General features: G+C 57.0%; 5 protein-coding genes and 2 pseudogenes. 1 reads left to right on the forward strand and 6 read right to left on the reverse strand.

Annotation, left to right across the window (positions count from 1 at the left end; all coding sequences use genetic code 11):
- Positions 1-306 precede the first annotated feature (306 nt).
- The 3 genes and pseudogenes from NG895_RS15335 to NG895_RS15345 all read right to left on the reverse strand — a co-directional run bounded on the left by NG895_RS15335 (position 307) and on the right by NG895_RS15345 (position 8,078).
- Entirely contained in the window at positions 307-6,264 is a 5,958-nt protein-coding gene (locus tag NG895_RS15335; RefSeq protein ID WP_252853400.1) for a chemotaxis protein CheB, read from the reverse strand.
- Positions 6,224-6,502 (reverse strand): MerR family transcriptional regulator, encoded by a 279-nt coding sequence (locus NG895_RS15340; protein WP_252853401.1) that lies wholly within the window; start codon positions 6,500-6,502, stop codon positions 6,224-6,226. The genes NG895_RS15335 and NG895_RS15340 overlap by 41 nt, the downstream gene beginning before the upstream one ends.
- A gap of 764 nt (positions 6,503-7,266) precedes the next feature.
- Positions 7,267-8,078 (reverse strand): annotated as a pseudogene (locus NG895_RS15345) (IS5 family transposase).
- A 79-nt stretch (positions 8,079-8,157) separates the two neighbouring features.
- Between NG895_RS15345 and NG895_RS30905 the strand changes: the two are divergent.
- Positions 8,158-8,505 (forward strand): annotated as a pseudogene (locus tag NG895_RS30905) (hypothetical protein); the annotation flags it as partial.
- A 182-nt stretch (positions 8,506-8,687) separates the two neighbouring features.
- Here the strand turns inward: NG895_RS30905 and NG895_RS15350 are convergent.
- The 3 genes from NG895_RS15350 to NG895_RS15360 form a co-directional block, all read right to left on the reverse strand.
- Positions 8,688-9,308 (reverse strand): hypothetical protein, encoded by a 621-nt coding sequence (locus tag NG895_RS15350; protein ID WP_252853402.1) that lies wholly within the window; start codon positions 9,306-9,308, stop codon positions 8,688-8,690.
- A 72-nt stretch (positions 9,309-9,380) separates the two neighbouring features.
- Positions 9,381-10,409, reverse strand: coding sequence for a DUF1559 family PulG-like putative transporter (locus NG895_RS15355; protein WP_252853403.1), 1,029 nt, complete (start codon positions 10,407-10,409; stop codon positions 9,381-9,383).
- A 69-nt stretch (positions 10,410-10,478) separates the two neighbouring features.
- On the reverse strand, positions 10,479-12,302 hold the full coding sequence (locus NG895_RS15360; RefSeq protein ID WP_252853404.1) for a glycerophosphodiester phosphodiesterase family protein: 1,824 nt from the start codon (positions 12,300-12,302) through the stop codon (positions 10,479-10,481).
- Positions 12,303-12,498: the final 196 nt, after the last annotated feature.

Genomic DNA, 12,498 nt, shown 5'->3' on the forward strand with positions numbered 1-12,498 from the left:
GCATCGGCCGCCATCTCGAAGAAAGGTGCCTCCGGCGCAGCGGTGTCAATTCTCGGACACGACCGCTGTGCGTTGCGCCATGCCCATGCTCTACGCCAGCCGCGGCAGTATACTTGCCACAAATATTCTGTCGGGGACGACCCCAGCTAGTCTGTAGGAAAGTCACCCCAATCAGATATCGCTGGGACAGGTACGCCACACTGACGAAAGCATTTCCAGCGTGGCCCGTTCGAAAGGCACAAGCTATCACAGCCGGACAGGATTGTCCGCGAGTACCCTGTTAAGGACTTCCGCGACACACCTCGACTACCGCGTCATCTGACGGATCACTCGATCGATTTCATCGATCTCCTTTGGCTTCTGCAGATAACAATCGAAGCCCATCATTTGCCAGTCGACCTCGTCCTCGGGTCGACCGGACAGACAGATGAACCTGCAATTCGTCAGCTCGGGTTTCATTTTGAGCTGCGAAAGAAGTTCGCCGCCGGACATCTCTCTGAGACCAAGATCTAGAATAGTGACGTCGGGGGTCATTTCCGCCAGTAAGCTAAGGGCTTGATGCCCCGACGTGGCGACAGCGACACGATGCCCCAGACGTTCCAGCAGAATTTTCTGGCTTCGCGTGGTTGCTTCAGAGTCGTCGACACATAAGATCTGGACGCCTCGATTTGCCCCGTCATCGCCGTAATGCTGCTCGATGTGTCGAGCGATGGATTGCAGCAATTCGAGCTTATCAATCGGTTTCGTAATAAAATCGTCGCAACCGGCTTCCAAGCACTTCTCTCGGTCGGTGTTCATGGCGTTGGCCGTGAGAGCGATAATTGGGCCGCGATATCCTTCCGATCGCAGCGTTCGGGCGGCTTCGAGCCCATCAAGCACCGGCATCTGCATATCCAGCAAGATGGCGTCGAAAGGCCGTTCGTCGACGACGCTGCGTTGGTAAGCTTCAACCGCTTCCTGGCCGTTTTCCGCCAACACCAATTGAGTCCCGGCGCTCCCCAAGAAGGATTGAACCAGGAACCGGATCTCGCGACGGTCGTCCGCGGCGAGGATTCTTCCCGAGAGCGCCGGAAGCTCGTCCTCGGGGGCTTCAACGAATAAGTTGGAGAGATCTTTCGGATCGGGTTCACTCCATTCGGCAGCGTCGAGCGGACCGGTGGCGAAGGTAAAACGAAACACGGACCCTTCGCCGAGTACGCTCTCGACCTTCAACTCACCGCCAAGCATTTCCACCAATTTCTTGCTAATTGCCAATCCGAGCCCACTGCCGCCAGTGGTGCGTGTGAACGAGTTGTCGAGCTGCTCAAACGGCAAAAAAAGGTCTTCCAGATCTTCCTCGCTGATGCCGATGCCTGTGTCTTTGACAGCAATCTCGATAAGCTCTTTTTTCGCCAAGCACTTGCACGAGATGTGCACGCCACCGCGCTCGGTGAACTTGATGGCGTTGCCAACCAGGTTCACAAGCACTTGCCTGACCATTTTGGGGTCCGTGACGACCTGTTCTGGCACTTCGCCCTTGAAATCGACCGACAAGGCAAGGCTTTTCTCCGTAGCGCGCACGTTCATTAGCGACCGGATGTCGGCGAGGATCTTTATCAGCGAGGTTTCATCTCGCCGAACCGTCATTTTTCCCGACTCAATCTTCGACAAATCAAGGATGTCGTTAATGATGTCGCACAGGTACTTACCGTTTTCCTTAATTGTGCGGAGGCAGGCTTGGGCGTCAGAGTCGTCGAGTTGCGCATGCAGGACATCCGTGTAGCCGAGGATCGCTGTCAACGGCGTGCGAATTTCGTGGCTCATGTTCGCCAAGAATACGCTTTTTGATTCGTTCGCGGCTTCGGCCGCGCGGCGGGCTTGCTCTAACTCGGCCTGCGCGTGACGGCGTTCGGTAGTGTCCAACACCACGCCAGCAATTCGGGAGGGCTCGCGATTCGCCCCCTTGCCCTGAAAGCCCGTCCGCCCCTGCATCAGTACCCAGCGCACTTGACCGTCCGGACGAAGGATTCGATGCTCGTCGTGGAAATTGCCGTCGCCGGCGGGATCGAAGCTGTCTTTGATTTTCTGGAAAACTCGTTCTCGATCTTCTTCGTGGACAAAGTTTGGCACTTTTCCGATGGGAATGTCCCCAGGATCGTCTTGCTCCAATCCGAAGATTCGTTTTAGTTCAGGCGACCAGGTAACGACGCCACTGCTTACGTCGCCGTAGTAACTGCCGAACTGGGCCATGCGAGCGGCCATACGGAGGCGTTCCTCGCTCCTTCTGACTGCCTCTTCGGCGTCCTTCCGAGCGGTAATGTCGAAATTGACTCCCACCATCCGCACCGCCTTGCCCTCGTCGTTACGGGTCACGCTCCCCTTACCCATGAGCCAACGGACCGTGCCGTCCGGCCAGGGAACACGGAAATCCACCTCGTATTTCTTGACGCCTGAGAGCGCCTTTTCAACCGCCGACCGGACCCGGTCGCGGTCTTCTGGATACACGCGTTCCAAGAACTTTTCGTACGTGTCAATGCCGCGCTGTTCATCGGCTGTCACCCCGTATAAGTCTTCGGCACCCGCCCAGAGCAACTTGTTCTCGTCGATGTTCCAGTCCCAAAAGCCAAGGCTCGCCGCCGACATCGCGAGCTGCGTGCGTTCCTGAGTGCGGGCAATCTCGATTTCGGTTTGTTTTCGGTCAGTGATGTCTTCGACCAACCCCCAAATCTGGGGCTCGCCTGCCTGCTGGGGGTTTTCTGGTCTTCCGCTTGCGCGAATCCAGCGAACTTGGCCGTCGGCCCCCAGAATGCGGCACTCGAAATTCCAGCTCTCGCCAGTTTGTAGCGCAAGCTTAAATGCATCGTCGACCCCCTTCCGGTCCTCCTCTAGGACGTGGTCAATGAACCTCTCATAGGACCAATTCTCAACCGGTTCTTCATAGCCAAAGATCTGATCGTGCCGATGAGAAGTCCAAGCCGTCATGCTCGACTGTCGCAGTTCCCACGCCCCGGTGTTGCCTCCCTCGAGTGCAAACCGCCACCGCAATTCGCTGCGTTGAAGCGATTCTTCTTGCTCTTGCCGTCGAATCGCCTCCCACAACACATTGGCGACGGCCTGCACGAAATTCGTATCATCCGGCGTGAAGTGATGCTTCTCGTCGGAGTGCACACCGAGCACGCCCCAAGGCTGCTCCTCGGGACCGATAATCACGCTCATCCCGCTGACAATCTTGTGCTCATTCAACAGTTTCGGGCCGCTGAACCGTTTCTCCGTCTTGAGGTCTTCGACGATGATGGGCGTAGCCGACTGTAAGGTGTACCCTGCCTGGGACCCGGGGCCGGCGGGAACGGTCGTCTTGCCCACCAACCCGTCTTTCCATCCTACCCCCGAAATTAGCTGAAACGCCTTTTCTTCAGGCATCAGTCGCAGTAGCTTGCAGAACTTGACTCCTAGCGTTTCCGGAATGTCTTCTACGGCACGATCGAATAGCCGCTGCAAATCGTTGCTGGCTAGCGCTGTGCGGCCCAGCTTGGCGATCACCGCTTGCTGGTTCTCGCGAAAGGCGAGGCGGTTGGACGCTTGCTTAACCCTAGTGATGTCGGCAAACGTGACAACAACCCCCTCAATCTTGTTTTCAGCAGTGCGGAACGGTATGACCCGCCGATTGAACCACTTGTCGCTGGCGTTCTTGACCTCCTTCTCGACCGGCGTGAGTCGGTCCAGCACCGTGCGAGCGTCCTCGACCAAATCAGGGTCGTTCACACGCGGTGACAGATCGCTTACCGGCCGGCCAATGTCGGTGTCGAGGACATTAATCAGCCGCGCGGTCGCCGGGGTGAACCGGCGGATCCTCAGGTCGATGTCGAGAAACAGGGTCGCCATGTCGGTACTCGAGAGCAAGTTCTGCAGGTCGTTGGTCGTGCCCTCGAGTTCTTCGACCTTGTCGTGGAGCTGGTTGTTGACGGTGCTCAGTTCTTCGTTGAGGGACTGCAGCTCTTCACGGGACGTCTCCAGTTCTTCATTCGTCGACTGCAACTCCTCGTTCATCGACATCACCTCCTCGTTGGAGGCTTTCAATTCTTCGTTGGCGCTCTCCAACTCCTCGATCGTGCTCTGCAAGTCCTCCCGCGTAGCTTGAAGTTCGATAGCCAGTTGACGGTCCGTCGCAACGGCGTCGACCTCACCGTTCGTGGCCTCGTTGGACGTTTCAGGCGGCGTCGAGTCCGTCGCGTTCGAAGCAGCCGCTTCGTCGAGGAAGCTGACGAGGAACAGCGGGTCCATTGTGTTGGAGGTCGGCAGGGGTTGAACCAGCAGACGGACTGACGCGTATCCGCCGTTCCGCCGCACACGTGGCGCGAGAATCGAGATCGTCTCACCGGTGGAGCGGGCCTGATTCAAGGCGGTCCGCGTCTTCGACGTCAGCCCCTCCTTGCACATCGTAGTAAGATCGAGGTCCGGCTCGCCGGATGGTAGTTCGAGGAAGTTGCTAACGGGCCCGTGGATATACTGAATCAATCCGCGATGATTGACAACGACCGAGGCCGGAGCAAACTGATCCAGCAAAGCGCGTGTGGATATTTCGCCAGCGCTGACTGACAGGGTGTTCGTGTCTTCGCGCGACGTATTCAGGTGCGTTTTGCGAGGCCGTTCGGTGTTCATAGGGATGCCCCCGCCCCCCGGCTTGCCCTGCCCGATCTTTCGATAGATGCGGGATGCCTGAGTAATCGTCTCGAACAAGTGTTTGCGTTTGACGGGAGACTCAGACGAGCCCAGGAACAGCAATCCCGATGGCTTGAGAGCAAAATGCATCATGTCGAATACATGACGCTGCACTTCCGGCTCGAGGTAGATCATTAGGTTGCGGCAGCAGATCAGATCGAGACTCGAAAAGGGCGGGTCGGAAAGGATGTTCTGGACCGCAAAGATACACCGCTCGCGGAGCTTCTTCCGCACCCGATATTTCTCGCCCTCACGTTGAAAGTGAGTCTCAAGCCTCGTCTCAGAAACATCCTTGGCAACGTTCATGGGATAAACGCCCAGCCGGGCCACTTCGATCGCGTCGCTGTCGATATCAGTTGCGAACACCTGGATCTCGAGGCGGCGGTTTTGACGTTGCTGTTGCTTGTCGAGCAGCATCGCGACCGAGTAGGCCTCCTCGCCGGTGGAGCAGGCTGGCACCCAAATGCGAAACGGCTCGTCATCCGCCCTATCGGCAATGATGCGTTGCACGACGTTGGATAGATCCTCCCAGGCACTCTCATCCCGGAAGAACCGGGTCACGCCTATCAGCAGGTCTTTAAAGAGCGACTGCAGTTCTTCGCCGTCCTCCCGCAGGAGTTTTAAGTAGTCGGCCGGGGTGTCGATCTGCCGAAGCCCCATCCGCCGCTCAATCCGGCGGGTGAGGGTGCCCTTTTTGTAGCGGGAAAAATCTTGATCGGTGTAAGCCCGCAGCAAACTCAAAATAGCTCGGAAATGGTCAGGCGCAGAATCGGCGAGCGTGGAGTGCGGCTTCGCCTGGACGTACGGGTGCTTCGCATAGGGGACAATCACCCCCGCCATATCATCGATCGGTATCACAAAGTCGACGCATCCAGTACTCATCGCCGCCCGCGGCATGCCGTCGTATTCGGCCGTATCGGGCTGTTGCACGACGGTCATCCCACCGGCAGCTTTGACCTCGCGGACGCCGGCGGCGCCGTCACTGCCCGTCCCGGAAAGCACCACGCAGATGGCTCGTTCCTGCCGCGCCTCGGCGAGCGAGCGGAAGAAGTAGTCGATTGGCAGCCGGACGCCGCGTTTGGTTATCGGCTCGTCGAGAAACAGCCCGCCATCTTGGACCTTGATAAACCGGTTAGGCGGGATCATGTAGACATGATTCGGTTCGATCGGCGTTGCGTCCTCGACCTGCATGACCGGCATGGAAGTGTATTTTGACAGCAGCTCGACCATCAAGCTTTCATGTGTCGGGTCTAAGTGCTGGACCAAGACAAAGGCGATTCCCGCGTCGGCGGGGAACGCATGCAGCAAACGCTTGTAAGCCTCCAGCCCGCCGGCAGAGGCGCCGATTCCAACTACCACGCATTCGTGGCGTCGCTTGTCGTCAGCTTCTTTGTTTGCGGCCAATCCATCCTCGCTTGATCGGTTGCCAAACGCGTCTTTCTCTCTCCTACTGCTGGTTGTGGAGCGAGACTCCTCCTTCACACGCGTCTTGGGCTTTTCAGCATTTACTGTTTGGTTGGGGGCTTTAGCTCTGGTACGGTCGACGCTTTTCTTCTTGTTCGCCATATTCGTCTCCTTCCCACCGCTTGGAAGAGGCGACCGCGGCGGCAATGCGTTCCAATGCTGCAATAGAATAGAAGCGGTAGCCGTTGATTGGGTGTCGCTGGGGCTTGAGCTTGCCGGCCCGGTCCCAATTGCGAAGCGTGTCGGGGTGGACCGCAGGATAAGCCGACGCTTGGCCGACCGTGAGAAATTGATCAAAAACCGCGTCTGGGGCAGTCGTAGGCGAAGCGTGCTTGATCATAATGCAACCTTTGGAAATCCTAGGAAACCACATAGACTCTAGCTATCACGCCGCGCAACCACAAGTTCATGGCCTGTCAGCCTACGCGATGTGTCTGGAGGGTGACATATGGCGTCGACGGACATTATTGTTGTCGGAGCATCGAGCGGCAGGATCGAAGCGTTTGCAGGGGGTGGTCGCCGGGCTGCCAAGCGACTTATCTACGGCGGTCTACGCACCGCTGTCCATCCGTCCTCGACAAGACTCGCGTCGGATGCATCGCCCGCCATCTCGAAGAAAGGCGCCTACAGCGCAGCGGTGTCAATTCTCGGACACGACCGCTGCAGGTTAGGTGCAGGCGCAACTCCGGTCGGTTGGTCCAGCGAATGTCGCTTACTTTTCCCTAAGTCGTTTTGCTGAAGTGACATATACACGAAGAGACCTCCTTGCGTAGATGGAGATTGGAAAGACACCCATCTCAGCAAGGAGGCTCAAGGATGAGATACTGAAATCGAGTAACGTACCGCCGGCAGCGCGAGTTTCTACGACGTCAGTTTCTCCAAGACGGCAAGCGAACTTTTGCCGACGTGCTATCACCTGCATGCATCGACGAAGCGATGTCCACGATTGGGGTATGCTGGAACGATCGCATCTACACACCCTTGATGACGCTGTGGGTCTTCCTGAGCCAGGTTCTGAACGCCGATCACTCGTGCCGCGGTGCCGTCGCCCGCCTCGTCGCTCACCGCGTGTCACGCGGCTTACCTGCGTGTTCTTCTTAGAACCTATCCGAGAACCCCAGCGGCGCGTAGCGAGGTGAGAGCGAATTGAAGCTGAACGAACGCAAGATAGTTTGCCGCTTTCTTTTCCCATCGGGTGAGCAGCCGGCGTGCGCGGTTGGTCCACGAGTGCGTTCGCTCGACCACCCAGCGGCGGGCTTTGGCCTTGCGTCGCCCGCGCGTGGAAGCCGGTTCGCCTTTCTTCGGGATATGTTCTTGATACCGTCGTCGGCGGGCTGCGGTGCGAACGGCTTTGGCGTCGTACCCCTTGTCGGCGCAGAGATGCTGCCGCTTGCGGGGCGTCGGCCGCGGACGCTTCACGGGGATGCTGGAGAGCGTTTCGGTCACCAGCTTCTGGTCATGCACATTCGCGCCGCCGATGGCGACTGCGAGCGGCACGCCGGCGGCGTCGACGAGGACCGATCGTTTGACGCCCAGTTTGCCCCGATCGGTCGGGTTGGGGCCGGTTTTTTCCCCCGCCCAGCGGCGCCTTGGTCAGCGCCCCGTCCCAACTCTGCCACTGCCAGTCAATCCCGACCAGCTCGTCATACTCGTCCAGAGCCAGACGCCACAGCTTCTCGAACAAGCCGCTCTCGGTCCACTCCTGAAAGTAGTCGTGAATGGCGCTGCCCGAACCGAACTCCCGCGGCATGGCTTTCCACTGACATCCAGTGCGAAGAACATAGAGAATGCCAGCCAACACCTTCCGCATCGGCAACCGCGGGCGGCCCCCCTGGCGACTTCGTCAGCAACGGCTCGACCCGCTGCCACAAAGATTCAGGAACTTCGAAAAACTCCGATGATGTACTCCGAGACAAGACGCACCTCCGTGCTCGCAGAGAAAAGAAATCCGTTCCCTGTAGTACGGCGATGCCCCTACGTTAGTTCAGTTCTCGGATGGGCACTAAGACCGCGAGGGGTGGTCGGCACCACCTCTCTCATGCTCGCGATAGTTTTCGCATTTGGTGCCAATATCGCCTTTGCCGAAGTCGAGTGGTCGGGAGATATTTCTCCAACGTATCCACCTTTTTTCTGGTCAAGTACCACTTCGGTGGTTGTTGGCCGCTCGTCAGTGGGCATGCTCTCTGTGGACGATGCGACCATCTTGCGTCCAGAAACATCACACTTGGTGATTTTATTGGTTCCGCTGGTGAAGTGTCTATCGGCGACGAGGGAAGCAGTTGGACCAGCAGTGGATGGCTGAAGATTGGCAACGACGGTAGCGGGATGCTAACGATTAGTAATGGAGCGACCGCACAAGTTGCCCAAGAAACCTGGTTGGCTGCAGGAGCCGACTCTACCGGTCCTCTCAACCATGTAAGGCCCCGGGAAATGCCCGGAGTTGTACTAAACGCCCGTGGATTGCAGGTCGGTTTAGTTTTGAACCCTGCAACATCAGTTGTATCGCCACACTGTGCCTCGACTTCTCAATCTCCAAGCAGGTTCAAAGTGACCCCGCTCATACGGGGATCGTCCGGGGCTATTTCGACTCCGTGTTTTGTTTGCGCATTATTACTCGCTGACAGAGTCTCCTTGCCATTGGGTAGTTTCTTGGATACTTGCACACGGTAGTATCCCAGGTGTACTCCGGCCTCGTCTGGATCGCTGGAGATTCTCATGTGAGCAACTCCGTCCGAGTCAGTAACTCCCTGGGCTTGTTTGATGCTTGGCCCCAAAAAGCTCTCGGGGATGAAAGTCACCTCGGCATCGGAGACAGGTTGTCCGCCCTGCTTCACCGTAACGGCGAGCCTTGTTAGTGCCAGTCCCGAATTCTTCCAGACCGCGATTCGCTTGTCGATCTCGTCGGCGGATACTTTGCCATCACCATCCAGGTCGGCACGTCGAAGTGAAGACTGAAGGGCAGGGCACTGGTCAAGCTCGTTGCCACCAATCACTCCATCTCCGTTGCTGTCGTACTCGGCTATCGCTGCTTCGGAGGCATCACCAGCGACTCCAGGTGCCGCCAGACGCGACTGACCGCCACCGCAACCAATGCTTACTGGCAGGGCCAGTAACGCTACGTGCCATATTGCAGACTTCCCAGGCATTCATCACTTCCTTCTAAATAAACGAGCACGCAAATCGTATTTGATGGCATCGATCGACACCTCAAAAAGTCCCTAGTTGGCACCGTCCGTGATGTTGCCATCGTTGACAACCCCCATCCAGCGATAGGCAACCATATCGATGTCGTACTTAATCCTGTTCACCGATCCGTCACACATCAACATTCCAAAGGCACCCGAGTGGGCTCCGCCGAAGGCATAATCGTCCAGAACACCCGGACGATCCTGGTGAGGGATCAGACTGGGGTGAGTGCTCCGATGCTGGTCACGATTGTAACCTGAGAACATTGACTCGTTATCGCCGAAGTCGTAGGTAGAACTGCCCGACGCGAATGAGCCCTCGTAACTTTCGGGGCGTTGGTACTTTTCACCGACCATGAAGGTCTTAGAACTTCCGTCGACGATGTCCTTCATTTTCACCCGACTACGCAAGTAGCAGACACCGTTATGTGGTGGAGCCCAACGCCACAAGGCACTTTGTGCCACATTGAGGTTAGGCGGGCCGGCTGCATTGGAGGCAGCCTCAGGAATTGCAGGATCACCGCTGCAGGCGGCGTAGTCGCTCTTGCCCGCTAAATCCCCCACGGAGAAATTAATGTTCTTGGGAGCCCAGTGATTCTTAGGGGCCGTTGGTTTGGAAGCGCGTTTGGTTGGGCAAATGAAACCAGGGGGTTGGGTTTGCGATAATTGAGTCAAGGCAATACGTTTGTCGGCGTCGCTCTGACCGGCGCCCATGTCTCGGAGTGTGCCCAGTTCCATGTAAGGTAGCACGTTGTAAACCCAACCGCCGGGTTGATCGACTCCGTAGCCCAGGTCGGGATCTCCCTGCCAGTTCCAACCCCATCCACCTGTCGGAAAGTGTTTGTGCGTGCCGTGATGGTTCTGCCAGGCAAGGCCGATTTGCTTGAGCTGATTGGTGCACTGCGTGCGTCGCGCAGCCTCGCGAGCAGCCTGCACCGCCGGCAGAAGCAACGCGACCAGGATGCCGATGATAGCAATGACGACTAATAGTTCGACAAGTGTGAATCCTGAAAAACGAGACGAACTTCCCGTTTGCCTGGGCTTGAAAAGGGAAGAGCACATCGCTGACTCCTTCGACTCATAGGGGATAAAGAAACCTCAAGATTGGTTGCTTAGAAGTTCTGCTACGGGTTATTCCATTGGTTCTGTGAATCCGCTATACCAATCCACTTCCCCCACCACCGAAGATGACCGAGCACATTTGCGGTGCAGGAACAACAATCCTGCCACACCACCTAGCATCACTACACTTACTCCGCCGGGTTCCGACACGCTGTTTACTGGGACACTGTCAGTTAGCAAACTAGTGGCAGTTGTGGTGCCAAAATTCGATTTCCACAAGCTGTAGTCCGCTAGGTCTATCAAGCCATTACCACTGCCGTCCGCGCCAGTACCGGCGGCGATGGTGCTGCCAAGCGAGTTTCGCCAAACGGTGTAGTCGGCCAAGTTGACGGTGCCGTCGTCATTGTAATCGCCCGGTATTGGCGCGAAGGGCACAATCGATCGCAGTGTTTCGGGAGCGTTGGTGGTAATGCCGTCGACTCCGATGTCGATCAATTCCTGCATGCGAAGCAGGCTATCCACGGTCCAAACGTGCAGTTCCAGACCAGCCGCATGAACCATGGCGACCGTAGATTCGTTAATCGATCCACCGTCTCCCCAGTCGATGAAATCCAGCCCGGCGTTGACGGCATTACTGATGATAGAACCATTGAGCGATCCGCTTCCCAGTCCGCCCAGTTTCACTTCGGAGTCAAGTTCGCGGACATCTTCGAGGAAATTCCAGTCGAACGCGATGATCACTGATTCGTCCAGCACGCCCAATCCACTGAGATCATCGACAAAAGCGGAGGCACTACCGGTTTTGCGTTCTATCAGAGGCGTCATGCCATTGGCGAAGATGGTTTGTACGGCCTCCGTCATAGTCGGGACCTGTTCGCCGGAAAACTCGGAGGAGAACCAACTGCCTGCGTCGAGGCCATCGATGTATCCCACGTAATCGCTACTGGCAACCGCTCCCGATCCGTTCGTTGTGCGGTCGAGCGAACTATCGTGCATGACAATCAGCCGGTCATCACGCGAAACTCGCACATCGAATTCCACGTAGTTGGCGAAACCGGCCGCCGCCGTAAATGCAGCCAACGTGTTTTCGGGAGCAACTACCGAATTGCCCCGATGGGCTTCGACGATGATGGAGGGATTGTCTGGTGGTTCTGGAACAATAGGCTTGATGGCGGGATTGGCCGCGCCAATGGCGTTCCCAACGCCGTTGTTGTACAGGTACTGGGCTTCTGCCAATCCCAATGCTCGGTTCCACACCCCTAAATCGGCAACTCCCCCCTTGAAGTGACTACTTGATGAGTACGGCGCACTGCCCGTCACCTGAGAGCCAATTCCAGCGACTTGTCCCGATCGTACAGCGGCTGTCATCCCAGCTGCCGAAAGCGCTCCGGCAAGTTCGCCGTTGTAGTAGATGCGGGCTTCGCCCTCACCATCGTAGACGCCCATCACATGCAGCCAGTCAGTGGTGTTGAGCAACGAGGCCGGTACTCCTGGTCGAGCCGCGCCACCGGCAGTGGTGGTGACCTTGAATCGCAATTCATCGTTGTTCTTGTCGAGATAAAGAACGTAGTTGTCTGGCTGAGAATCGAAGATGCCGGAATAAGATCCGGAAATATTCGCGGGCAACTGATCCAGTTTCACCCACGCGGACAGCGTAACAGCATTTGTTCCAATGTCCATGTCGAGACTGTTAGGAATGAGGACGTCCTGGTTCGTTCCATTCAGTTGTAAGCCGGCGCCAAAAATACCGTCGATCCAGACCGGTGCATTGCGCAATGAACCGTTGTCGGCAACCACTCCTCCCGGTGCCGAATCGAAAGCCGTACTTCCTGAGTTCTCATCGAGCGCCCAGTAGCTCAGCAACCCATTGTGCAATGGCACAGAAACCGCCATGGCAGACTGAGCCAACCATGGCCAAGCAATGCCAAGGAAGAAACAAAGTGGTGCTCTTTTCAAGAAACTACATCTGTGCATGGATTGCGTTCTGACGGCTCTTCGGTTCTCAACAACAGTGCAGTCGTCAAATCTACAACGGCCTGGGTCACCAATCTAGCGCCGCTGCATTTGAAGACCGCCATGTCAATTGCTT

This window comes from Aeoliella straminimaris (assembly GCF_024054565.1).
Taxonomy (GTDB): Bacteria; Planctomycetota; Planctomycetia; order Pirellulales; family Lacipirellulaceae; genus Aeoliella; species Aeoliella straminimaris.